23 protein-coding genes are annotated in these 21894 nt (G+C 64.0%); 13 read left to right on the forward strand and 10 right to left on the reverse strand.

The window, feature by feature from the left end; genetic code table 11:
* Positions 1-84 precede the first annotated feature (84 nt).
* From QMG84_RS08655 to rplM, 5 genes are all read right to left on the reverse strand, one after another.
* On the reverse strand, positions 85-1452 hold the full coding sequence (locus QMG84_RS08655; protein ID WP_281931815.1) for an HTH domain-containing protein: 1368 nt from the start codon (positions 1450-1452) through the stop codon (positions 85-87).
* 154 nt (positions 1453-1606) lie between these two features.
* On the reverse strand, positions 1607-2077 hold the full coding sequence (locus QMG84_RS08660) for a cupin domain-containing protein (protein ID WP_281931816.1): 471 nt from the start codon (positions 2075-2077) through the stop codon (positions 1607-1609).
* Positions 2078-2235: 158 nt separating this feature from the next.
* Entirely contained in the window at positions 2236-3024 is a 789-nt protein-coding gene (locus QMG84_RS08665) for a bestrophin-like domain (protein WP_202072818.1), read from the reverse strand.
* Positions 3025-3474: 450 nt separating this feature from the next.
* Positions 3475-3957: a 30S ribosomal protein S9 gene (rpsI, locus tag QMG84_RS08670; protein WP_202072819.1), complete on the reverse strand. Its 483-nt coding sequence runs from the start codon at positions 3955-3957 to the stop codon at positions 3475-3477.
* A 2-nt stretch (positions 3958-3959) separates the two neighbouring features.
* A complete protein-coding gene (gene rplM, locus QMG84_RS08675) occupies positions 3960-4430 on the reverse strand; it encodes a 50S ribosomal protein L13 (RefSeq protein WP_281931818.1) in 471 nt (156 codons plus the stop codon).
* A gap of 204 nt (positions 4431-4634) precedes the next feature.
* On the opposite strand from rplM, the gene QMG84_RS08680 reads away from it, so the two are divergent.
* On the forward strand, positions 4635-4910 hold the full coding sequence (locus QMG84_RS08680; protein WP_202072821.1) for an AbrB/MazE/SpoVT family DNA-binding domain-containing protein: 276 nt from the start codon (positions 4635-4637) through the stop codon (positions 4908-4910).
* Entirely contained in the window at positions 4897-5286 is a 390-nt protein-coding gene (locus tag QMG84_RS08685) for a type II toxin-antitoxin system VapC family toxin (RefSeq protein ID WP_281931819.1), read from the forward strand. The genes QMG84_RS08680 and QMG84_RS08685 overlap by 14 nt, the downstream gene beginning before the upstream one ends.
* A 79-nt stretch (positions 5287-5365) precedes the next feature.
* Here QMG84_RS08685 and QMG84_RS08690 read toward each other — a convergent pair whose 3' ends face one another.
* Together QMG84_RS08690 and QMG84_RS08695 are read right to left on the reverse strand one after the other, a co-directional pair.
* A complete protein-coding gene (locus QMG84_RS08690; protein WP_281931820.1) occupies positions 5366-6670 on the reverse strand; it encodes an ammonium transporter in 1305 nt (434 codons plus the stop codon).
* Positions 6671-6825: 155 nt separating this feature from the next.
* Positions 6826-7164 carry a P-II family nitrogen regulator gene (locus QMG84_RS08695; RefSeq protein WP_281931821.1) on the reverse strand — a complete coding sequence of 113 codons (339 nt, stop codon included), beginning with the start codon at positions 7162-7164 and terminating at the stop codon, positions 6826-6828.
* A gap of 296 nt (positions 7165-7460) precedes the next feature.
* Here QMG84_RS08695 and QMG84_RS08700 point away from each other — a divergent pair, with 296 nt between their 5' ends.
* The 3 genes from QMG84_RS08700 (at position 7461) to QMG84_RS08710 (ending at position 12107) form a co-directional block, all read left to right on the forward strand.
* Positions 7461-10373 carry a caspase family protein gene (locus QMG84_RS08700; RefSeq protein ID WP_281931822.1) on the forward strand — a complete coding sequence of 971 codons (2913 nt, stop codon included), beginning with the start codon at positions 7461-7463 and terminating at the stop codon, positions 10371-10373.
* A 168-nt stretch (positions 10374-10541) separates the two neighbouring features.
* On the forward strand, positions 10542-11342 hold the full coding sequence (locus tag QMG84_RS08705) for a helix-turn-helix transcriptional regulator (protein ID WP_281931823.1): 801 nt from the start codon (positions 10542-10544) through the stop codon (positions 11340-11342).
* 57 nt (positions 11343-11399) lie between these two features.
* On the forward strand, positions 11400-12107 hold the full coding sequence (locus tag QMG84_RS08710; RefSeq protein WP_281931824.1) for an acyl-homoserine-lactone synthase: 708 nt from the start codon (positions 11400-11402) through the stop codon (positions 12105-12107).
* Between the two features lie 355 nt (positions 12108-12462).
* On the opposite strand, the gene QMG84_RS08715 is transcribed toward QMG84_RS08710, so the two are convergent.
* Complete coding sequence (locus QMG84_RS08715; RefSeq protein WP_281931825.1) at positions 12463-12600, reverse strand: hypothetical protein; 138 nt, start codon at positions 12598-12600, stop codon at positions 12463-12465.
* Between the two features lie 62 nt (positions 12601-12662).
* On the opposite strand from QMG84_RS08715, the gene QMG84_RS08720 reads away from it, so the two are divergent.
* The 4 genes from QMG84_RS08720 (at position 12663) to QMG84_RS08735 (ending at position 17097) form a co-directional block, all read left to right on the forward strand.
* Complete coding sequence (locus QMG84_RS08720) at positions 12663-12893, forward strand: hypothetical protein (protein ID WP_281931827.1); 231 nt, start codon at positions 12663-12665, stop codon at positions 12891-12893.
* Between the two features lie 307 nt (positions 12894-13200).
* Positions 13201-15126 carry an ATP-dependent zinc metalloprotease FtsH gene (ftsH, locus tag QMG84_RS08725; protein ID WP_202072829.1) on the forward strand — a complete coding sequence of 642 codons (1926 nt, stop codon included), beginning with the start codon at positions 13201-13203 and terminating at the stop codon, positions 15124-15126.
* A 377-nt stretch (positions 15127-15503) separates the two neighbouring features.
* Positions 15504-16271 (forward strand): bacterial ammonia monooxygenase, subunit AmoC, encoded by a 768-nt coding sequence (gene amoC / locus QMG84_RS08730; RefSeq protein ID WP_281931830.1) that lies wholly within the window; start codon positions 15504-15506, stop codon positions 16269-16271.
* Positions 16272-16599: 328 nt separating this feature from the next.
* Positions 16600-17097: a DUF1269 domain-containing protein gene (locus QMG84_RS08735; RefSeq protein ID WP_202074219.1), complete on the forward strand. Its 498-nt coding sequence runs from the start codon at positions 16600-16602 to the stop codon at positions 17095-17097.
* A gap of 180 nt (positions 17098-17277) precedes the next feature.
* Here the strand turns inward: QMG84_RS08735 and QMG84_RS08740 are convergent, their stop codons facing one another.
* On the reverse strand, positions 17278-17943 hold the full coding sequence (locus QMG84_RS08740) for a TgpA N-terminal domain-containing protein (RefSeq protein WP_281931833.1): 666 nt from the start codon (positions 17941-17943) through the stop codon (positions 17278-17280).
* A 200-nt stretch (positions 17944-18143) separates the two neighbouring features.
* On the opposite strand from QMG84_RS08740, the gene QMG84_RS08745 reads away from it, so the two are divergent.
* From QMG84_RS08745 to QMG84_RS08755, 3 genes are all read left to right on the forward strand, one after another.
* On the forward strand, positions 18144-18317 hold the full coding sequence (locus tag QMG84_RS08745; RefSeq protein ID WP_281931835.1) for a hypothetical protein: 174 nt from the start codon (positions 18144-18146) through the stop codon (positions 18315-18317).
* Positions 18318-18391: 74 nt separating this feature from the next.
* Positions 18392-18766, forward strand: coding sequence for a hypothetical protein (locus tag QMG84_RS08750; RefSeq protein WP_281931837.1), 375 nt, complete (start codon positions 18392-18394; stop codon positions 18764-18766).
* A 233-nt stretch (positions 18767-18999) separates the two neighbouring features.
* Complete coding sequence (locus QMG84_RS08755) at positions 19000-19239, forward strand: hypothetical protein (protein ID WP_281931839.1); 240 nt, start codon at positions 19000-19002, stop codon at positions 19237-19239.
* A 131-nt stretch (positions 19240-19370) separates the two neighbouring features.
* Here QMG84_RS08755 and QMG84_RS08760 read toward each other — a convergent pair whose 3' ends face one another.
* Positions 19371-19634, reverse strand: a complete 264-nt coding sequence (locus QMG84_RS08760) for a hypothetical protein (protein WP_281931841.1) — start codon at positions 19632-19634, stop codon at positions 19371-19373.
* A 675-nt stretch (positions 19635-20309) separates the two neighbouring features.
* Between QMG84_RS08760 and QMG84_RS08765 the strand changes: the two genes are divergently transcribed.
* Positions 20310-21824: a PAS domain-containing protein gene (locus QMG84_RS08765; protein ID WP_281931843.1), complete on the forward strand. Its 1515-nt coding sequence runs from the start codon at positions 20310-20312 to the stop codon at positions 21822-21824.
* Positions 21825-21894 lie beyond the last annotated feature (70 nt).

The following is a 21894-nucleotide window of genomic DNA, read 5'->3' on the forward strand; positions in this document are numbered from 1 at the left end:
GGGAATGGCGCCTAACAGCGGACCTCGTATTATACCTATGAAGTCGCTGCACAGCCTTATCGTTGAAAGGAGATCAACGCGCGCTCATGCGGGCTCCCACGCCTGCTTGGACGCAAGCTTTTCCGCCTGCGCGGCGGCGCGCCGCCGTGCTGGGCGATTTTCCAAGCCGCTCCAATAAGCCTCGAACTCCGGACGCTTGTCGATCACGCCAACGCGCATTCCAAAGCCGATCATCGAACCAACGTAAGCGTCCGCGGCGGTGAAAGCGTCGCCGGCGATATAACGACGACCCGCCAAAGCCTTTGCCAGCGTTTCGATCACGGCGTCGTAAGAGCCATAGCCAAAGCGCGCCCGCATGTCCGGCGCTGGATCCCAGCCGGCAGCGTGATTGCTCATCGCCGGCTCCACGCAGCCGGCCGCGAAAAACAGCCAGCGATAGTAGTCGCCGCGCGCCTCAGGCGCCGGCGCGAGCCTGGCTTGTGGGAAGGCGTCGGCGAGATAGGCGCAGATTGCGGCGGTTTCCGTCACCACCGTATCCCCGTGCCGGATAGCCGGGACTTTGCCCATCGGATTGATGGCCAGATACTCCGGCGCCTTCATCGTTGTTCCGTATTCCTTCACGTCGATCGAATAAGGCGCGCCGATCTCCTCCAACACCCAATGAACGACCATGCCGCGCGATTGCGGATGGGTGTAGAAAACAAGCTCCTTCGTCATGGCTGATCCCTTCGCCTGTGCTGAGACGCGGCGACCATAAGCAAGCACACTGTCAGCTTCTGTCAGCATATTTTGCCGCCACTCCTTCAACAGCGTTTGACGCCGTCGCGGTGGGCGTTCCTCTAAAATCCGCGCGGATTCGATCCGGTCGGAGCGGAAATGACGGAATGCTTCCCGCAACTCGCACCAGCCGGCGAGAACGCGGGCGGACTCGAAAAAGCCGAGCGCCACTGGCCACACGACGCGCTCGGTACGCAGACCTTTCTCGTCGCGATAGGACAGGGCGAGTTTGCGCTCTTCGCGTAACGCCCGCCGTAGCGCCGCTAATTCGACATGCTGCGGTCGTTCCCTTCCTGAGCCGACGATAAGCGCGTCGTCGTCCAATCGGGCTTTTAGGTCTCCAGGCAGAACGGCCGAGATTTTAGCTATGGCGTTGCGCGCCGCGTCGGAAAGCGAATCGTCGGTGCGTCGCGCCACCCATTTTGCGCCAAGCGCCAGCGCTTCGATCTCTTCACGTGAGAACATGAGCGGGGGCAGAAGGAAACCGGGCCGAAGCACATATCCGACGCCTGGCTCGCCTTCGATTTCAGCCCCTAGCGCCTGCAAGGCGGCGATGTCGCGATAGAGCGTTCGCAGAGAGACGCCCGCCTCACGCGCGAGCTCCGCCCCGCTCACGGGTCCGCGGCGGCGGCGCAGCATCTGTAAGAGTTCGAATAATCGATGCGTGCGAGACATGACGGCAGAATATCATCGTCTCTGGTCAGGACTTGGCAGTTTGATCCCACTCGCGGCTTGAAACGCTCGCGCTGGCAAACTGAATCCCGATTTTCCAAAACAGCTCGCTCGTCGGATCGCTGCTTGCGCAGCGAAATGCGGGCTTATCGTTTCTCTACTTCTTCGGCAGCAGGATCACATGTTCCTGCTCCTCGCCGTCATTGCGCGCCACGATGGCGATGGCCGGCTCGGTCTTGCTGAGATTGGTCGGCTGATGCGGCACGTCGGCGGGGATGTAGATGAAATCGCCGGCGACATTCACGACGCTCTTTTCGAGATGCTCGCCATATTTGGTTTCGACAGTCCCCTGCAGCAGATAGATCGCCGACTCATAGCCCTTGTGGACATGCGCCTGCGCCGAGGCGCCCGGCGGAATGACCACCTTGAGCAAAGACAGCCCCTTGGCGCCGGCGTTTTTCCCCGAAATCCCAGGAAAGAAGGGCAGGGCCTGTTTCGAGGTCGAGGCCTCCCCCACGCGGACGGTGACGACATCCTTGCCGTCCTTGGCGCCGATGATTTGTGGATCGCCGGCGAGGGCCGGGGCGGCTATGGCGAAGAAGGCGAGCGTGACGATCGAAAGGCGCATGGGGCAAGCTCTGGACAGATTGATTGAGTTGGAAGGCGACGGCGACCCATCTCGCCGAGAAAAAGGCGATGCGCCGCCAGTCTTTGATTTTATTGTAACCGAGGGAGTTCTTACGGTTTTTCGATGGCGCAACGCAAGGCTCTGTCCCCGCAGGTCATTCATGGTCGGCCGGGCGCCGCTGCCGGCTCGAGTGCGCCGAGCTGTTCCAGCGCCATATTCAGGGGCGCCGCGGACATTCTGATCAGGCCACGATTGGGCGTGTCGAGGTCGAGGGTCAATAGGATAGCCATGGCCATGCACAGCGCCACCACCGTCATTGTGCCGATCGCAGTAGCGTTGGAGGGCGCCACGACTCCATAGCTGACGAAAACGCCGCAAAGCCAGAAGATCAGAATGGCCAGAAACGGCCATTGTATCCGCCCATCCGAGCCGGAATATTTCAACCAACGATACGCGCCGAGGTCATTCGCCAGGCCGAGCGCCGTCGAGCGAAGCCATGTCTCACGCTCGTTTTGCGGCGAGAGTTGCAAAAGTTTCAACTGGAGTTTGTTGACGCCGATTCCCTTCCGCGTCTTCTCCGTATTGAACCCTTCCGCCGCGGCGATGTCGATCCGCTCGACGCCGCGTTTCACCAGATCACGCAGCATCTGCCTGCTCTCATTGGCGGCTGCGCCATATTTCGCAAGGGTGGAATCGAGCGCGATGATCTTGGACGCGCTGTCCTCTACCTCATTGCTGCGCTGCTCGAACGACGTGGTCGCGGAAGCGATGATCAGACCGAGCGTCAGCGACGCGAGCGCCACCAGCATGCGGCGAGCCTCCTTGATGAGGTCCCGATTGCGGTCTGTCATCTGCGTGTCGGGCAGATTATGCGCGAGCCACAGGCCGCCGAGCGAGGAGGCCATGAAAGCGAGGAAGGATAGAACGCTGACGAACAACGGGTTCATCAGTTACTCCAATTTGACCGCGGGCAGACCGCCTGCATGCCGGGAGCTGGCACTTTACCCGTTCAATGTGCGCCGAGGTAGAGCTTGCCGCGGCGTCGTCTCGGCGCTTGAAGCGCCCGAGGGTTAGGGGTTCTGCGCGCGCTCGACGGCTGTCGAGCGCCTGCTGAACCGCCTCGTGGCCCGATCCGGTTGTACAGCTCGCGTTCGGGCTTTGTCATCCCCAGCGGGCGATGACGCCCCACGTGCTTCGAGACGCCTGCTGCGCAGGCTCCTCAGCATGAGGGGCTTCTTCATCTGCGTCAAACACTTAGGCCTCATCCTGAGGAGCGAGCGACGCTCGCGTCTCGAAGGACGAGGCCGCCTCGGTGGTTTGCCAAAAAACTGAAGCCGGGCAGAGCCCGGCTTCGTCGCATCGGTGATTCGAGGGAAGGCGCCGCGGCGCCTGTCGCTTTAGCGCTTCGAGAACTGGAAGCTGCGGCGAGCCTTGCGCTTGCCGTATTTCTTGCGCTCGACCACGCGGGAGTCGCGGGTGAGGAAGCCTTCCTTCTTGAGCGCCGAGCGCAGCTCGGGCTCGTAATGGGTCAGCGCCTTGGCGAGGCCGTGGCGCACCGCGCCGGCCTGGCCCGAGAGTCCGCCGCCGGCGACCGACACCATGACGTCATATTGGTCGACGCGCTTGGCGACGCCGAGCGGCTGCTGCAGGATCATGCGCAGCACCGGACGGGCGAAATAGACTTCGATGTCGCGGCCGTTGACCGTGATCTTGCCGGAGCCCGGCTTGATCCACACGCGGGCGACGGCGTTCTTGCGCTTGCCGGTGGCGTAGGCGCGGCCATACTTGTCGAGCTTCTGCTCGTATCTCGGCGCTTCGACCGCGGCGGCGACGGCCGCCTGATTGAGGTCGGCGAGCGAGGAAAGGGTGGTCTCGGCCATAATCAGGCGCTCCGGCTATTCTTGGCGTTCAGGGCGGCGACGTCGAGCGTCACGGGGCTCTGCGCCTCGTGCGGATGCGTGGCGCCCTTGTAGACGCGCAGGTTTCCGAGCTGCTGACGGCCGAGCGGGCCACGCGGCAGCATGCGCTGCACGGCCTTCTCCAGGACGCGCTCCGGGAAGCGGCCTTCGAGAAGGAACTTGGCCGAGCGCTCCTTGATGCCGCCCGGGAAGCCCGTGTGATAGTGATAGACCTTCTGGTCGCGCTTGCGGCCGGTCAGCACCACCTTGTCGGCGTTGATGACGATGATGTTGTCGCCATCGTCCATATGGGGGGTGAAGGTGGCCTTGTGCTTGCCGCGCAGGCGCAGCGCGATGAGCGAAGCGAGGCGGCCGACGACGAGCCCGGAGGCGTCGATCAGCACCCATTTCTTTTCGATGTCGGCGGGCTTCGCCGAATAGGTCTTGCCAAACATGGGATGCGAGTTCCGTCTGAACGAACTGTTCGGATGCGGGTGGATATTGGATGCGGGGGCGGGGGTCAAGCAAATAATATGGATTGTTCGGTCTGTGTCGCCCAGAAAACAAGGTGCGCGAGCGTTATGGTATCTTAATACCGCATATTGCGGCCACCCCATGATCTGGGCTATCTTACCGCGTCTTACTTTTGAGGTGGTCAAATGGGTTCCGCCGAAAAGCGAACGGTGCGGCTGTCGACGAAAGGGCAGGTTGTCCTTCCCAAATCAATCCGAAAAAGCCGGAATTGGGATGCTGGGGCCGCTTTGACCGTAGAGGAAACGCCCGAGGGCGTTTTGCTGAAAGAGGCCCCGCTCTTTGCCCCTACGCGTGTCGAGGATGTCTTCGGCATGCTCGAATACGCCGGCCCCGCCAAGACGATCGAGGAGATGGACGCCGCCGTCCTTGCAGAGGCGAAGCGTCGTCATGCTCGCGATTGATACGAATGTGCTCGTGCGCTTCCTGGTGAAGGATGATCCCGAGCAGTCGCTGAAGGCGCGGGCGCTGATCGAGCAGGAAACGATTTTCGTGGCGTTGACCGTGTTGCTCGAAGCCGAATGGGTTCTACGCAGCGCCTATCGGTTCGAGCGGGAGCGGCTCCTGAAAGCCTTCCGCGCATTCGCGGGCCTAAAAACCGTCGTGATCCAGGACCCGCGCGCGCTGTCGAAGGCCATCGCCTGGGCGGAAGCCGGGATGGATTTTGCTGACGCGCTGCATCTCGCGCAAATGGGGCAGAGCGAGGCCTTCGCGACCTTCGATGCGCGACTAGCGAAAGCGGCGAAAAGGATGGGCGCGGCGGAGGTGCGGGGGCTATAGGCGCCGGCAGTTGGTCGAAAAACGAAGGCCCTCCCACCGGCTTCCCGGAGAGAGGGCCATTTTTACATACACCGGCCCGCTACTGATGATGCAGCGCCTCGCCATGCAACGCGATGTCCAGCCCCTCGCGCTCGTCGTCGCCGGTCACGCGCAGGCTCGTGAAGAGCGACACGATCTTCAGCGAGATCAGCGTCCCGATCACGCACCAGCCGATCGTCACGCCGACGCCGATCGCCTGCACCACGAATTGATGCGCGTCGCCTTCGAGCAGCCCCGCCACGCCCGGATCGCTGTCCGAGGCCGTGATCGCGCGGGTCGCGAAGACGCCGGCCATCAGCGTGCCCATGATGCCGCCGACGCCATGGACGCCGAAGACGTCGAGCGTGTCGTCATAGTTGAATTTGTGTTTGGCGACCGTGCAGAACCAATAGCAGACACCGCCGGCGATCAGTCCGATGACCACGCCATGCCAGGGCAGCACATAGCCCGAGGCGGGGGTGATGGTGCCAAGCCCCGCGACCGCGCCGGAGATGACGCCGAGCACGGAGGGCTTGCCGCGTTCGAGCCACTCCAGCCCGCTCCACACCAGCGCGCCCGAGCAGGCGGCGAGATGGGTGGCGACGATGGCGAAGACCGCGCGCGAATTGGCGCCGAGCGCCGAGCCGCCGTTGAAGCCGAACCAGCCGACCCAAAGGAGCCCGGTGCCGACCACGGCGAGCGAGACGTCGAAGGGCGAGAGGTTCTCGCGCCCAAAGCCGACGCGGTTGCCCATCACCAGCGCGCAGACGAGGCCCGCGACGCCGGCGTTGATATGCACCACCGTGCCGCCGGCGAAATCCAGGAGGCCCATCTTCTGCAGGAAGCCGCCGCCCCACACCCAATGCGCCGAGGGCACATAGACGATAAAGAGCCAGACGACGCTGAAGACGATGAAGGCGGAAAACTTCATGCGCTCGGCGACCGAGCCGCCGACCAGCGCGCAGGTGATGACCGCGAAGGTCATCTGATAGGCCATGAAGAGGATTTCAGGAATCCTCTTGGCGAGCGGGCTCACCGTGTCGATCCCCACGCCCGAGAGCAGGACGCGCGCCGTATCGCCGATCACGGGGCCGTCGCCCGAGAAGACGAGGCTGTAGGCGATGGCGATCCACAGCAGCGAGACGACCGCCGTGGCGATGAGGCTCTGCGCCATTGTCGCCAGCACGTTCTTCTTGCGCACCATGCCGCTGTAGAAAAGCGCGAGGCCGGGCAGCGTCATCATCAGCACGAGCGCGGTCGCGACGATCATGAAGGACGTGTCGGCGCCGTCGATCTTGGGGGCGTCCTGCGCAAGGGCAGGGGTGGCGATGAGGGCGCCCGCAAGCGCCGAGAACAGTTTCTTCATTGGGGGCTTTCAGCTTCTTGGTTGATTTTTGAGCGTTTCTTCGGGGCGCCGCCGTCATTGCGAGGAGCGAAGCGACGAAGCAATCCAGGGCTGGGATGACGCTCTGGATTGCTTCGCTGCGCTCGCAATGACGGCCTGTTGTCACAGGTGACGCCCTACAGCGCCTCCTCGTCCTTCTCGCCGGTGCGGATCCGAATGGCGCTTTCGAGCGGCGTGATGAAAATCTTGCCGTCGCCGATATGGCCGGTGCAGGCGGCCTTGCGGATCGCCGCGACGACGCCCTCGACGCGGTCGTCGGTCGTGGCGATTTCGATTTGCAGCTTCGGGAGGAAGGAGACGATATATTCCGCGCCGCGGTAGATCTCGGCGTGGCCCTTCTGGCGCCCATAGCCCTTGACCTCGGTCGTCGTCATGCCATGGACGTCGACGGCCAGAAGAGCGTCGCGCACTTCATCGAGCTTGAAGGGTTTGATGATGGCGGTGATGATCTTCATTCGAGCATTTTGCTTTCATTGCCAGCAGGATGGCCGTTTTGTCAGCAATGCTTGTGCCAGCCTGCGCAATATCTATACGAAGCGACGCCTATCAGGGCGTCAGACTGCTCGATTGATCGCCACGCGGGCGCCTATCGCTTAAAAATTCCACAAATTGTTCAAGAAAATGGCTGCAGCTCACCGCTCTGCCGCCCTCTGCGTGCTCCTTATCGTTCAGCGCAGGTTCAGCGAAAGACGCTGAATAACAAGAATATGCTTCGGGTCAGCGACTCCAGGGGAGCCAGGGGAGATTGTGCATGCTTCGAATTCGAGCGCTCTTGGCTGCGGCGGCCGCGCTATTGGCGCTTGCCGCCGGATCGGGCGCCTTGGCCGCCGAACGGCGGCTGGCGCTTGTCATCGGCGAGTCGGCCTATCCGGCGAAGCCGCTGCCCACGGCCGCAAATGACGCCGGGCTCGTCGCGCAGACCTTGCAGGCGGCGGGCTTCGACGTCACCGGGGCGCGCGATCTCGACGAGGCGGCGCTGAAACAGGCGTTCCGAGATTTCCTGGACAAGACTGCCGCCGCCGGGCCGGACGCCGTCGCCTTCGTCTATTTCTCCGGCTACGGCCTGCAGCTCGAAGGCGAAAATTACCTCGTGCCGGTCGACGCCGCTTTGGCGCGCGATGTCGACATCCCCATGCGCACGCTGCGCGTCTCCGACTATTTGAAGCCGCTTTCGGCGTCGGGCGCAAAGCTCGCCGTTGTCGCGCTCGACGCCGCGCGCGCCAATCCCTTCCAACTATCCGGCCAGCCGCTCGCCGGCGGCCTTGCGCTTTATGAGCCGGGGGGCAGGGCGCTGCTCGCCTATAACGCCGCGCCGGGGACAATCGCGCCGGGCGAGACCGGCGACTATGGCGCCTACGCACATGCGCTCGCGGAAATGATCCGCGACGGCGGCCGGCCGCTGATGGATGTCTTCGAAAACACGCGCCTGCGCGTTTCGGATGTCACCAAAGGCGCGCAAATCCCGTGGAATTCCCAGCGCGTTGACACGGATTTCCTGTTCTTCCAGCGTGAGGCCAATGCGCCTGTGCGCAGCGAGGATGTGGCGCGGCTGGCGAAGCCGATCAGCGCGCTCGGGCCGGAAGCGGGTTTCTCGGCGGCGATCCGCCGCGATACGCTGCAGGGATACCAGGACTATGTGGCGACCTATCCTGCGGCGCCCTACGCCAAGCGGGCGCGGGCCATTCTCGCGGCGCGGCGCGAGGCCCTGACCTGGCGCCGGTCGCGCGTCGTCGATACGCCCAACGCCTATTGGACCTATCTGCGCCGTTATCCCAAGGGCCCGCATGCCTGGGACGCGCGCCGTCGCCTTGCGGAGCTGCGCTACGAGCTCGAGCCGCCGCCGCGTTTCGCGATGATCGACTATGATTATCCGCCGCCGCCGCCCGACGAGATCATCTATGTCGAGCAGCCGGTCGTCTTCTTCGACGATCCGATGTGGGGCTTCGCGCCGCCGCCGCCTCCGCCGGTCTATCTGCTGCCGCCGCCGCCGCCGGATTTCGTGGTCCTGCCGCCGCCCGTCGTCATCGCGGAGCCCTATGCGCTACCGGCGCCGCAATATGTCCCGATCCCTGCCTGGCAGCGGGCGCCGGATTACATCGCCCCGCCGCCGGATAATTTCATCTACGCCAACGCTCACAACTCCGTGGTCGTGGACCCGCAGGCCAATAATGTCATCGTGCGCAAGCCGGGCGGCGGCGTCATCTCGACGGAGACGCTCACCGCCGCGGGGGTAGGGGCGGCTGCAGTCGCCGTCGGCGCGGCGCTGCCGAACTTCATCGCCAAGCGCAACGGGGTCCAGCCCGCCGGCGCGCCCCAGCCGCCCATCGGCGCGCCGGGGGCTATTCCAACAGCGCCGGCGCCGGTCGCTCCTGCCTATGTGACACCGACGCCACAGGCGCCGGGAGGGACGGCAGGCGTTCCTGCTGGCGCTGCCCCGGCGGCTCCGATCGGCGCCGCTCCGCTGGCGCCGGCCCCGGCGGCTGTCGCGCCAAATGCGCTGCCGCCTGCCGGGTCGGGAGCGCCTAACCCAAACGCGCCCGTCGGCGCGCCGCACGGAATCGGCGCGCCCGCGACCTTGCCGGCGGGCCCCGCCGGAGCGACGTCGCCGGGCGCTCAGCCGTTGAAGGATCATGCGCTGCCGCTTCCGCCGGCCGCAGGCGGTGCGGCCCACGATCCCAACGGCGCGCCGCAGGTCGGCAAGCCGGGCGCCCCGCTCACGCCGCCGCCGGCGGCCGAGGGCGCGCTCAAAAATCAGGTGCTTCCCACGCCGGCTGGCGCTGGCCCCGCTGGTCTGGGCGCCTCAGAAAAGGCGGCGCCTCTTTCGCCTCCCGGCGGGCATACGCCCGCCGCAGCGGAGATGCCGGGTCAAGCCTTGCCCGCTCGCCGCAACGCGGCGCCTGGCGCGGCGCATCAGCCGGAGCAGCTTCCGTCCGGCCGCGAGCCGATCGGCGGCGCTGGCGGACGCCATGCCCCCTCGCCGCCCGTTGGGTCGGGCGGACTTCCCCCGCTTGGCGGCGAACCAGCGGGACCAGTTGGCGACAAGCCGGCGCGAGGGACGCCCGCGATGGGTCCGGCGCGCGGGCTCGATCCTTCCGGTGCGATGGCGCCCCATGGGCCGGGACCGAAAAACCTCGCGCCCGGGCAGCCGCATCCGCCGGCGCCGCAAGGCGTCCTCGGTGGCCCGACTGCGGCGCCGCATCGGGCGATCGAGCCTGCACATGAGCCGATGATGCGCGGTCCGGCGGGCGGACAGCCCCATATGGCGCCCTCGCCGATGCGGGAGCCTCCGGGCGGTTTGCGGGAGACGGCGCCGCGCGGCGCGGTTCCGCCGATGCGGACCGCTCCGAATGACGCCATGCCCCCGCGGCCGGAAGGCGCGGCGGCGCCACATGTTCGCGCCGCGCCGCCGCCCGGCTACGGCATGCCGCCGCAGACGCATCAAATTGCGCCGCCCGCGATGCATGCGCCGCCGCCCGCGCCCTCGCCGGCGCCGCCCGCCGCCTTCATGCGACAACCGCCCGCGCCGCCGCCTCAAGCCGCGCCGCCGGCGCCGCGCCCAGCCGCAGCGCCGCCACATCCTCAGCCGAACAAAGAAGGCACGGGTCCGCATGGCGCCGGGGGAGGTTTTGGAGGACCGCCGCCCGGATTTGGTGGAATGCATTAGCCAATAAAGACTTCGCCAAAAACTTGAGCCCGGCCGCAATGCCGGGCTTTTTCTTTGCCGCCGAGCATTCGCGAGAGGACTCCAATTCTCGTTGTTTACATTCAAACTGGAGAGTAGAGTTGAGGCAAATATTCTCTTTCTTTCTTTTGCAACCCCGCGTTTTGCATCATGCACAGCGACGATTTCTTCGATCTCATCGATCGGCTGGCTCAGGCCGATCGTATTGAAACAGCCTCGAAAATTATGGAGCGTTTCCTGCAGGAGCGGGGGCTCCATAATGGCGCTTACGCAGCCTTGAACATGCCGACGCCCGGCGGCGCGCGGCCGCTCCTTGCGGTCACCTATTCCGGCGAATGGCAGAAGCATTACGCCCAGAGCGGCTACGTCGATCTCGACCCGATCGTTCGCGCTGGACTGGGCGGCTTTCTGCCCATCGACTGGGCGGAGATCGACCGCAGCGACCCGGTCATCCGAAAATTTTTCGGCGAGGCGCAGGAATTGGACGTGGGCCTGAATGGCCTCTCTATTCCGATGCGTGGCCGCGCGGGAGAATTTGCGCTCTTTACCGTCACGAGCAATGAGACCGGCGCGGCCTGGCGGTCCCTGAAGCAGGAATTGCTGCGCGATCTCGTCATGCTGGCGTTCAACTTCCATGCAGCCGCGCTGCGCTCATGCGCGCCCGGGCCGGAAGCCCCTATTCATTTGCCGCAGCGCGAAGCCGCCTGTCTGCGTTGGAAGGCGCTCGGCAAGACGGATGACGAGATCGCCCGCATTCTCGGCATCAGCTCGCATACGGTCCGTTTCCACCTCGAATCTGCGCGCGCCCGGCTCAATACCGCCAACACGACGCATACGGTGGCGAAGGCGCTCGCGCTCGGTCTCATCAGCATGTCCTACGAGCCGAACCATCTGCTCGCGAAGAAACGTAATCGACCGGATAACGGAGGACCCCCCATTTCTGGGAGGTGATTAAATAGTTAAGTTCAAGTCAGCTTTCGCCCGCAGAAACGCAAGCGGGGTTGGGAAATGATCAAGATCATACCCGGAGAGTGGCGCGGACGTTTCCCGCGTCTCATCGATGAAATGCATAAGCTGCGGCGCGGCGTCTTTTACGAACGTCTCAAATGGCAGGTGACGGTCATCAACCGTTGGGAAATAGACGGCTATGACGCGCTCGATCCGCTCTATGTCCTGTCCCTGGACGAAAATGAGCGCGTCATCGGCGGGCTGAGGCTCTTGCCCACCACCGGCTTCAACATGCTGAACGACACCTTCCCGCAACTGCTGCCGGAGGGCGCGCGGATTCAAAGTCCGCTCATTTGGGAATCCAGCCGTTTCGCCGTGCGAATGACCGGCGACGTCGGGATCGACTCGCGGATCATCAGCCGCGCCACCGCCGAGCTCGGCATGGCGCTCAACGAAATCGGCAAGGCGGCGGCGCTCACGCATGTCGTCACCGTTTACGACCGCGTCATGCATCGCATGCTGATGCGCGTCGGCTGCGCCGGCGAGCCGCTGGGCCCTCCGCAAACCATCGGCGGCGTGGAGACCTATGCGGTCCTCTACGAGGTCGGGCCCGGTTGGGATCCGCATGTGGGGCGCCTGGCGGGCGGCAGCGTCACGCTCGAACCTGAGGACAGGGCGGCCGTGCTGGCGCGGCGGGGTTCGGCCTTTTCCTCACAGGCGAAAGGAATTTCCGGCGGCGAAGGAGGCCAAGCATGTTTCAGGATGTGACGCTCAAAAGATCGGCGCAACGCGACTCGAAGCTGGAGGACGCCTGTCGGCGTCCGCGCGGCCCAAACGCGCAAGGCTTTTATCCCTGCGCCCTGCTCGACGCGTTGGATGAGCGCGCGCTTCTGATCGCGCTGCTCGATCGGCGGCGACGTTATGAGAAGGGCCGCAACTGGCTGAGAAATTTGCGCAGGGACGTGGACGCTTTGGCGCAAAGCTCAAGAGAGCCGGGCGGTCGGCGGCGAAGCCCATCGCGGAGGGCAGGGCGCGCAACGCCAACGGCGCCGAGGAAGCGCCCGCGGCGTCGGGAGCCGTGAGATCATCGACGCGCGTCCGCCGGTGGACGCGCGTCTCCATATCAGTTGACGTAAGCGGTAATCGCGAAGGTAACGGCCGCGGCGGCGGCAAGGATCGAGACGATGGCGGCGAACGAGTTCATGGCGCTTCCCTCTGCCTGTTGCTTTGCCGTTGACGGTTTTTTGTTTTTGGATTCCATCAAGGGCGCGACGAAATAACGCGCCCCTTTCCCGAAAGGCGCAAGCGGGAAAAGTTGTTGCGATGCACGCCAAAAGAGTATTCGAGCGCCGTTCCGAGCGGCAGCGTCGCGGGCCGAGCGTCAACGAAATGAACGCTGAACGACGCACGCCGCGGCGCAACGACGATCCCCCAGTGGTGACTGACGCAGATCAAGCGGCTGCCCAAAGCTTTGTTTTGAATAAGGTGCAAAACAGGGGGTTTGAGGCTGCCTACAAATTAGGCTGGCGAGTAATGGCCCAAAAATATGCCTAAGAAATAATCTGCACCCTCATAATCTTTCCCACGCGCGGGGATGTTTCTACGGGTCTTCGGGAGCTGGCCCTGAAATTGCGTTGTTGGGCTCGAGAACACGCTCGGGGGGCTGCCTCAATGACCTGACCTGCACTGCAGCAATTGAATCTTAGGCGAATTATGGATCTGATTTGGCTAATTCGCCATCCTGACCTAGGATGAGGGCAACCACATATCCAGGCAGGCGAGGGCTATGCCCTCAGCCGCAGGGCTAATAATCGGACGAAGCGCCCCCCAGATACAGCGGGTCTCGTCCCAGGAGGTGCAAATGAAGGCGAATTGGAAGAAATATTTGCCTTGGGTCGTCTTCGTCGCCGTCGCAGGCATTCTGTTTGCCATGTTCCAGCAGCAGCAGACTCGCACGCCGGCGCGTGAGATCACGTTCAGCGAGCTGCTCGTGCAGATCGACGAAGGCCGCGTCCATGACGTGGTGATCTCGGGCAATGAAATCTCCGGCCATTTCAGCGACAATCGCAGCTTCACGACCTATGCGCCGAATGATCCGTCGCTGGTGCAGAAGCTCGAAGCCAAGAAGGTGCAGATCAGCGCCAAGCCGGCGGGCGACAATCCGAGCTGGCTGTCGACGCTGCTCGTGAATGGTCTGCCGCTGCTGCTCTTCATCGGCGTGTGGATCTATATGGCGCGTCAGATGCAGGGCGGGGCTGGCGGCCGGGCCATGGGCTTCGGCAAGTCGAAGGCGAAGCTGCTCACCGAGTCTCAGGGCCGCGTCACCTTCGAGGACGTCGCGGGCGTCGACGAAGCCAAGGAAGATTTGCAGGAAATCGTCGAATTCCTGCGCGATCCGGGCAAGTTCCAGCGGCTCGGCGGGCGTATTCCGCGCGGCGTGCTGCTCGTCGGCCCGCCCGGCACCGGTAAGACGCTGCTCGCCCGCGCCATCGCCGGCGAGGCGGGCGTGCCGTTCTTCTCGATCTCGGGCTCCGACTTCGTCGAAATGTTCGTCGGCGTCGGCGCGAGCCGCGTGCGCGACATGTTCGAGCAGGCCAAGAAAAACGCGCCCTGCATCATCTTTGTCGACGAAATCGACGCGGTCGGCCGTCATCGCGGCGCCGGCCTTGGCGGCGGCAATGACGAGCGCGAGCAGACCTTGAACCAGTTGCTCGTCGAGATGGATGGCTTCGAGGCCAATGAAGGCATCATCCTCATCGCGGCGACCAACCGCCCGGACGTTCTCGACCCGGCGCTGATGCGTCCCGGCCGCTTCGACCGCCAGATCCAGGTGCCGAACCCGGACTTCATCGGCCGCGAGAAGATCCTCAAGGTCCACGCCCGCAAGGTGCCGCTGGCGCCGGACGTCGACCTCAAGGTCGTGGCGCGCGGCACGCCGGGCTTCTCGGGCGCCGATCTCATGAACCTCGTCAACGAGGCGGCGCTGCTTGCGGCGCGGCGCTCGAAGCGCATCGTCACGAACCAGGAGTTCGAGGACGCGCGCGACAAGATCATGATGGGCGCGGAGCGCCGCACGCTCTCCATGACCGAGGAGGAAAAGAAGCTCACGGCCTATCACGAGGGCGGCCATGCGCTGGTGCAGCTCACCGTTCCCGGCGCGATGCCGATCCACAAGGCGACGATCATCCCGCGCGGCCGTGCGCTGGGCATGGTGCAGGGCCTGCCGGAGCGCGACCAGGTCTCGCAGACCTTCGAGCAGCTCACGGCGATGCTGGCCATCGCCATGGGCGGCCGCGTGGCCGAGGAGCTGGTGTTCGGCCACGACAAGGTGACGTCGGGCGCGGCCTCGGACATTCAGCAGTGCACGCGCGTGGCGCGCGCGATGATCACGCAGCTCGGATTCTCCGATAAGCTCGGCACGGTGGCCTACGCCGAGCCGCAGCAGGAGCAGTTCCTGGGCTATTCGCTCGGGCGCCAGCAGAGCCTGTCGGAGCAGACGCAGCAGACGATCGACGCGGAAGTGCGGCGTCTGGTGCAGGAGGCTTACGACAAGGCGACGCAGATCATGACCGAGAAGCGCGCGCAGCTCGACATGCTGGCCAATGGCCTCTTGGAGTTCGAGACGCTGACGGGCGAGGAGATGAAGGGTCTGCTCACCGGCAAGCGCCCCGTGCGCGAGGACACGAGCGCCCCGACGCCGCAGCCGCCGCGCGGCTCCGCTGTGCCCACGACCGGGCAGAAGCCGGAGCCGGATGTCGATGGCGGGGTCGCGCCGCAGCCGGTCTGATCGGCGTCGACTTGAACGATGAAGGGCCCGGCCATGCGCCGGGCCTCAGTTTGTTGACAAACCTCCGAGGCGGCCTCGTCCTTCGAGACGCGAGCGTCGCTCGCTCCTCAGGATGAGGCCTAAGTGTTTGAGGCAGATGCAGAAGCTCCTCATGCTGAGGGGCCTGCGCAGCAGGCGTCTCGAAGCGCGAGGAGCGTCATCGCCACTTTCTCAACAGTCTGAGCCCGGCCACGCGCCGGGCCTTTTCTTTTGCGCCGACGGATAGCCGTTTTTTCCTTTGCGTCGGCGACAAAGTCGCTGTCGAAACGGCTTGTGACGCGCACGCTGCGTCAGCTTCGGGGGCGAGCCCCTCGAGAGCGATTCAAGGGAGAAATCTTATGAGTTCGACGACAAGCACCGCAGCCGGCGCGGCTGCCGAAACATCCGTAGTCGATCTGCGCGGCATGTGGATCGGCCTTGCGGTTCTGAATGTTTTCTATCTGATCGTCCGCATTTACGAGCAGGTCTTCGGCTGGCGCGCCGGCCTCGACTCGTTCGCTCCGGAATTCCAGACCTACTGGATGTCGATCCTTTGGACCGAAATCCCGCTGGAGCTCGTCTCCGGTCTGGCGCTCGCCGGCTTCCTGTGGAAGACCCGCGACCGTAACGTCGACGCCGTGGCCCCGCGCGAAGAGATGCGCCGCCTGGTGGTCCTCGTTCAGTGGCTGGTCGTTTACGGCATCGCCATCTACTGGGGCGCCTCGTTCTTCACCGAGCAGGACGGCACCTGGCACATGACGGTTATCCGTGACACGGACTTCACGCCGTCGCACATCATCGAGTTCTACATGAGCTACCCGATCTATTCGGTGATCGCGGTCGGCGCGTTCTTCTATGCGAAGACCCGCATTCCGTATTTTGCTCATGGCTACTCGCTGGCGTTCCTGATCGTCGCCATCGGCCCGTTCATGATCATCCCGAACGTCGGCCTGAACGAGTGGGGCCACACCTTCTGGTTCATGGAAGAGCTGTTCGTTGCGCCGCTGCACTGGGGCTTCGTGTTCTTCGGCTGGATGGCGCTCGGCGTGTTCGGCGTCGTTCTGCAGATCCTCGGCCGCATCCATGCGCTGATCGGCAAGGAAGGCGTCGCCCTCCTCACCGAGTAAAATGTGACGACCCGCTCGCGCCCCTCTAAGGGCGCGGGCGGACGATAAGGGAGGCAAGCCCAATGATGTTCAATCTGCTGATGTTGGCGTCGCTGCTGTCGCCTTTGGCCTTTTGGCTCGCCGCGCCGCGCCGGGTTCCCGCGCCAGCCAGGCGCCGCGCCGCAAGGTAAAAGATTCCTAAAGCGCGTAAGCTCAGCTTTGGCCGGTTGTGGCCGAGCTATGGCTTTGTTTGTCCCGGGCTCCCGGCCTGCATTGTAATTTAACGGTGCTCGACTAGATCGGGAACGGGCGCGCCGTCGAAGGCCGCCGCCCTATCGGGAGAGTTCTCATGAATGATCTGCTCGTCATCGCTTTCTCCTCGGAGCAAAAGGCCGAGGAAGTGAGGCAGAAGCTATTTCAGATGCAGAAGGAATATTTGATCGAGATGGGCGACGCGGTCGTCGCCGTTAAGGACGCCGAAGGCCACATCAAGCTCAACCAGCTCTTCAATACGACGGCGATCGGCGGCGTTTCCGGCATGTTCTGGGGCGCGCTCATCGGCTTGATCTTCATGATGCCCTTGGCCGGCGCTGCGCTCGGCGCGGCCTCCGGCGCCGTTTCCGGCGCGCTCACCGATTTTGGAATCGACGACAAATTCATGAAGGACGTCGCGGAAGCGATTCCGCCGGGCGGCGCGGCGCTCTTCGTCCTCGTGCGCAAGATGACCTCGGACAAGGTGCTGGAAGGCCTCAAGGGCGTCGGCGGAACGGTGCTGCGCACCTCTTTCGAAAAATCCATGGACGAGGCCATTCGCGCCACGCTCGCGGCGCAGACCTCGAAAATCTGAGGCGCCTGTCATTCCCGGTGGGCCAAAGGCCCGGCCGGGAAGCCAGAGCAACCGCTCTTGGCGTCATTGCGAGTGGAGCAAAGCAATCCAAGAGCAGCTACAGCGGCTCTGGATTGCTTCGTCGCTGCGCTCCTCGCAATGACGGGGCGCGCTATGCGCCGCCTGCGGCGACGACGGTGACTACGCGGCTTCCTTCGCCGCGCGCCGATGCGCATGCATCGTGAACCACAGGCTGGCGCCGACGAAGACGACTCCGATCAGAGCGACCATGATGAAAAGCGAGCCGCGTTGGATGAGCGCCATCCCCGGCACGAAAAGCGCGAGGATCAGGCCGACGACGCAAATCTGCCAGGCCTCGGCGTGAACGCCGGCGACGAAGGTCGCGAGCGCCAGGATCACCATCAGATTGAGGCCCGTGGCGTTGACGTCGACCAGCGCGCGCATGGCCGGCGAATAAATCAGCGCCATCGCCGCGAGGAAGGCGGCCCAGTGCAGGATTTGCGTCCAGACCAGCTTGACTCGCTCGTGCTTGGTCTCCGCATGTCGCCAGCCGATATATATGCAAATGCCGCAATAGACCGGCGTGAGCAGCTCCCAATACCAGGCGACGGACTGGCCGGTGAAAGTGACGAGACCGACGCCGATCACAGCCATGGCCAGCATGACGATATAGGGCAGGTCGATCTTCAGTACGTCGACGAACAGCACTTCCGGCGGCTGCGTCTTGATCTCCTCGATTCCTTCCTCGAGCGCCGTTACCCAGGTCTGCTCTTGCACGTTCTCCTGCGGCTCTCCCGCATGAGGCCCGGCTGCGTGGCCGCCTGCCGATTCTGGGCTCTTGGACATCTGAAGTTCCTTATCGAGAAGCGCTTTCCGTGAATGCGCGGGGCGCGGGGAGGATAGTGCGGGCGCATAATCTCGGCAACCGCCGTGCGTCCGTCTCCTCCAGGGCGCCCGGCGAGCGCGCTACGTCGCCGGAACGCGCGCTTGCGCTTTGGGCCGATCGCGCTGTACCCAGCCGGTTTGTGGCGAACAGGAGTTGCAAGGTGCAAAGCAAGCTTGTCGAGCGGCTGCAGACGCTCGCCGACGCGCTCGAGGAGGCCGTCGACCACATCGAAATGCTCGAGGCGGTGCTGAGCATGCTGGAGAAAACTCACCCGGAGGCGGTCGACAAGGCGCGCGCCGCTGTGGCCGCGGCGAAGAAAGATCAGCGCTTGTGAACGGCGGCTTCACTTTCTGGCCGGTTTTCTCATCCTATGATCGCGCGGCGATTCGACAGTTCAGGGAAGGCGCAATGAAGAAATATGTTCTCGCCGGGATTTTTGCGGCGACGATGATCGCCCCGGCCGCGGCCAAAGGCGGGATGCAGACCTGGATTCTCGTCTGCGCGAAAAGCCTCGCGCAAAGCGAGTGCAATCTGACGACGGCCAGCCGCTGGTATCACCTTCCGGCGCCGCAGCCTGGGGGAAGCAGCCCCGCGATCAAGGCGGCGCGCGCCAAGGTCGGCCAAGACCTCGAGGCGGGCTTCTATGTCGCGCAGGAGCAGTTTCCGGCCGGCGTGTCGATGGGCGAGCGGGGCAAAGTGTTCAAGGCCTGCGATGCGGAGCCCGCCACTCCGGCCGACGCTCAGGAAGCGGAATGGGCGCGGCGCGGCGCGTGCCTGCGCTAGTTCGACCGGCGCTGAGAGCATCACGAAGATGCGCTCCTGCCCTTGCCCCAAGTGATCGACGATCTAGCTAGGCGGCAGGGTTCACGAACGCTGCACAAAGACTTCAATCGAGTTTCGCGCGTCGCGACCCCAAGGAGGCCGTTATGCGTGGCTCGATCAAAACTTGTACCCTCGCGGCAGCTTGCGTCGTAGCCGGATTCGCTCAACCCGCGCCCCAGGCTCAGGCGGGCGTCATGAGCATCCCCAGGGCGGAGATCATCGGGACGTCTTCGTCGCTGGAGCAGGCCCATTACCGCCGTTGGCGTCACCACCATTATCATCATCATTACTGGCGGCACAGGCATTACCGCTATTACCGCCATTACGGCTATTATCCCTGGTACAACCCGGCCGGCGCTGTCGCGGGCGCGGCGGTGGGCTTGGCGACGGCGCCGTTTTGGGCGTTGGGCGGCTGGGGCTATCCCTATTACTGAGAACGACGTCGTCACGACGCGCGTGAGCCCAGGGCCTTTGCAGGCCCTGGTGACTGAATAGCCAACCACGTCATTTGTTCGAGTGTTGGCGCCAAGCGCTTGTCAGCCATTGCCGTGCGCGTGGGTGCGGCTCAGCTACCTGTCTTCCACGATTTCGGCGCATGGTTCGTCTGCGCTATCCACCCGCCGTTTGGTTGTGGACGCCTTCCGTATTTATGCGCTTCATGCCGGCCGTAGAGACATCCGGCGACTGCGCCCAGAACGCCATGGTGGCCAGCATAGTGCCCCACAACGCCACCGACCAGAGCGCCTTTGATGCAGCCCTTGGCGTAGGCCGGCTGCTGCGGCAGCCAAGCAAACAAAGAGACGGATAGTAGAATGGCGGTTTTCCTCATGGTGAAGGCTTCCTGTCATCAGGGAACAGTTGCCACACGCCTCTGTTCCGGCCTGAGCCTGCTGGCGACGGCGTCCATGGCGCGACCTCGCGATCCGCCGGTTTGCAACGCGCGTGCCCAGAGAGGGTTGCGAGCGGCTTAAAGCGAGCCGACGGACTCAACCTCGGATGAGAGGGAATGTCGCGGCTCGCACCATCAGCGTGGCCGTCACGGATATTGTCAGAACCGTCATATAGGATACCGCGAGCGCGTAATCCGTCAGTTCAGTTGTCAGGGCCTCGACCATGTGATTACCCGTGTGATTACCCGGCTGCAGGCGCTTCAGGACGCCGGGCATGTCAGGAGGTCATACCCAGCTTTCAGGGCGCTAACTTCCATCGGCTGGACAGGGTTCCCTGCTGCTTTGGGCCATCGTCTTGCCTGGCCGCATGGCGTCGACACGCGAGGGGCGTCGGAGGCGGAGGCGCCCCTGCGCTGTCACACTAAATATTGGACAACAAAGCTGAATCCGGCGCACACTTGCGCCGGGTTGCGCGGATAGAGCATGGAGCGTCGATGCCTCACACAATCTTCCGGCCGGGCCAGGCTGGACCGGTCCCGGATCATCGAGGGACGCGGCAGAATAAGGGAGAAACATCGCGCGCCGCTTCAACAGCCGAGCTGAGCGCGCCTGCCATGATGGCCGCCTGCGTCGACGCCATGCCGGGTGCGATTGCGTCCTTCCGCTTCAGCCCGGATGGAACGGGGTGCTTTCCCTATGGGTCGGCGAATTTCGAGGACATCTTCGGCTTTTCTCCCGAGGAGAGCAAAGCGGATCTCGCGACGATGCGCGCGCGTATCCATCCCGACGACGTGGCGCGCATAGACGCGGCGATCGCAGCGTCAGCCGAGCATTTGACGAAATATCACGAGGAATATCGCTTCCTGCACCCTGTCAGGGGCGCGATATGGATCGAAGTCCACTCCATGCCGAACCGCGAGCCGGACGGCTCGATCATATGGCATGGCTACGTCTGCGACATCACGGCGAGAAAACGCGCCGAAGAGGAGCTTCGCCTCAGCGAAGCGCGGCATCGCGCCTTTTTCGACGCCAATCTGATCGGCGTCTGCTACGCCAACGCCAAGGACGCCACGATCGTCGAGGCGAATGATCGGTATCTCCAAATGCTCGGCTACACGCGCGAGGATTTGAACGCCGGCCGCATCAATTGGCGCGATCTCACGCCGCCCGAGTATCGCGTCATGAATGACGCGGCGATCGTGGAGTTGATCGAGACGGGAAAGAACGAGCGGCCAACCGAAAAGGAATATTTCCGCAAGGACGGAAGCCGCCTGCCGGTCCTCGTCGCACGGGCCCTTCTTGATCGACACACGCTCGATGGCGTGGCGTTTATTTTGGACATCTCCGAGCTGAAGGAGAAAGAGGCCAGATTGCGGGAGGCGCATCGGGGGCAGCTTGCCATGATGCGCTCCATGGCTTTGGGCATTGCTCACGAAATCAACCAACCGCTCGCCGCGACGGTGGCCTATCTGCGCGTGCTGCCGCGATTGCTCGAGCTCGCGCCCGAAAAGCGGCCGGCGAGCGTGTTGGACACAGTGAACAACACTGTCGCTCAAGTGATGCGGGCGGGGGAGATCGTCTCGCGCTTGCGGTCTTTCATCGCGCATGGCGAGCCCGACAAGGTGCGGGCGAATATGCATGGATTGATCCTCGAAGCGATGGAGACGATCCTGTCCGTCGCCAAAGAGAAGAAGATCGCCGTCACGCTCGACCTCTGCGCCGCCTCAGATGAGGTGCTCGCCGACAGGGTCCAGATCGTGCAGGTCTTGATCAATCTCATGCGCAACGCGAAAGAGGCGATGGAGCCGGTCTCCGAACGACGGCTCGTGATTTCGACGCGCTCGACCGACGCCGACATCAGGGTGGACATCGCCGACACGGGCGTCGGGCTGACCGAAAAAAGGCGCAGCGACTTGTTCGTGCCCTTCGCCACGACCAAGCCGAGCGGCATGGGCGTGGGGCTGTCGATCTCCCGCGAAATCATCGAGGCGCATCACGGACGCATCTGGGCCGAAGGGAACCCCGAAGGCCGCGGCGCGATCTTCAGCTTCACGCTCCCCTTGGTCGGGGACGAAGCCGAAAGATTGAACGACGAGATCGAAGCTGGCGGTATTTACGCGCGGGGCTGACGCTTTCTGGCCAGGGCTTGGCGGCGCGAGACGTCGTGGCGGCTCAGCGCGTCGCGCGTTGGTCCATAAA

The sequence above is a fragment of the Methylocystis iwaonis genome (assembly GCF_027925385.1).
Classification (GTDB): domain Bacteria; phylum Pseudomonadota; class Alphaproteobacteria; order Rhizobiales; family Beijerinckiaceae; genus Methylocystis; species Methylocystis iwaonis.

What these genes read in the sequence shown, in the direction of transcription:
- rplM (WP_281931818.1), bottom strand. Translation starts at nt 4,430, where the DNA reads ATGTTTGGCAAGACCTATTCGGCGAAGCCCGCCGACATCGAAAAGAAA.
- QMG84_RS08720 (WP_281931827.1), top strand. Translation starts at nt 12,663, where the DNA reads ATGCACGCCAAAAGAGTATTCGAGCGCCGTTCCGAGCGGCAGCGTCGC.
- QMG84_RS08765 (WP_281931843.1), top strand. Translation starts at nt 20,310, where the DNA reads ATGATGGCCGCCTGCGTCGACGCCATGCCGGGTGCGATTGCGTCCTTC.
- QMG84_RS08705 (WP_281931823.1), top strand. Translation starts at nt 10,542, where the DNA reads ATGCACAGCGACGATTTCTTCGATCTCATCGATCGGCTGGCTCAGGCC.
- QMG84_RS08655 (WP_281931815.1), bottom strand. Translation starts at nt 1,452, where the DNA reads ATGTCTCGCACGCATCGATTATTCGAACTCTTACAGATGCTGCGCCGC.
- QMG84_RS08735 (WP_202074219.1), top strand. Translation starts at nt 16,600, where the DNA reads ATGAATGATCTGCTCGTCATCGCTTTCTCCTCGGAGCAAAAGGCCGAG.
- QMG84_RS08750 (WP_281931837.1), top strand. Translation starts at nt 18,392, where the DNA reads ATGAAGAAATATGTTCTCGCCGGGATTTTTGCGGCGACGATGATCGCC.
- QMG84_RS08760 (WP_281931841.1), bottom strand. Translation starts at nt 19,634, where the DNA reads ATGAGGAAAACCGCCATTCTACTATCCGTCTCTTTGTTTGCTTGGCTG.
- QMG84_RS08700 (WP_281931822.1), top strand. Translation starts at nt 7,461, where the DNA reads ATGCTTCGAATTCGAGCGCTCTTGGCTGCGGCGGCCGCGCTATTGGCG.
- QMG84_RS08685 (WP_281931819.1), top strand. Translation starts at nt 4,897, where the DNA reads ATGCTCGCGATTGATACGAATGTGCTCGTGCGCTTCCTGGTGAAGGAT.
- QMG84_RS08695 (WP_281931821.1), bottom strand. Translation starts at nt 7,164, where the DNA reads ATGAAGATCATCACCGCCATCATCAAACCCTTCAAGCTCGATGAAGTG.
- QMG84_RS08710 (WP_281931824.1), top strand. Translation starts at nt 11,400, where the DNA reads ATGATCAAGATCATACCCGGAGAGTGGCGCGGACGTTTCCCGCGTCTC.
- QMG84_RS08740 (WP_281931833.1), bottom strand. Translation starts at nt 17,943, where the DNA reads ATGTCCAAGAGCCCAGAATCGGCAGGCGGCCACGCAGCCGGGCCTCAT.
- QMG84_RS08680 (WP_202072821.1), top strand. Translation starts at nt 4,635, where the DNA reads ATGGGTTCCGCCGAAAAGCGAACGGTGCGGCTGTCGACGAAAGGGCAG.
- QMG84_RS08715 (WP_281931825.1), bottom strand. Translation starts at nt 12,600, where the DNA reads ATGGAATCCAAAAACAAAAAACCGTCAACGGCAAAGCAACAGGCAGAG.
- QMG84_RS08690 (WP_281931820.1), bottom strand. Translation starts at nt 6,670, where the DNA reads ATGAAGAAACTGTTCTCGGCGCTTGCGGGCGCCCTCATCGCCACCCCT.
- QMG84_RS08660 (WP_281931816.1), bottom strand. Translation starts at nt 2,077, where the DNA reads ATGCGCCTTTCGATCGTCACGCTCGCCTTCTTCGCCATAGCCGCCCCG.
- amoC (WP_281931830.1), top strand. Translation starts at nt 15,504, where the DNA reads ATGAGTTCGACGACAAGCACCGCAGCCGGCGCGGCTGCCGAAACATCC.
- rpsI (WP_202072819.1), bottom strand. Translation starts at nt 3,957, where the DNA reads ATGGCCGAGACCACCCTTTCCTCGCTCGCCGACCTCAATCAGGCGGCC.
- QMG84_RS08665 (WP_202072818.1), bottom strand. Translation starts at nt 3,024, where the DNA reads ATGAACCCGTTGTTCGTCAGCGTTCTATCCTTCCTCGCTTTCATGGCC.
- QMG84_RS08755 (WP_281931839.1), top strand. Translation starts at nt 19,000, where the DNA reads ATGAGCATCCCCAGGGCGGAGATCATCGGGACGTCTTCGTCGCTGGAG.
- ftsH (WP_202072829.1), top strand. Translation starts at nt 13,201, where the DNA reads ATGAAGGCGAATTGGAAGAAATATTTGCCTTGGGTCGTCTTCGTCGCC.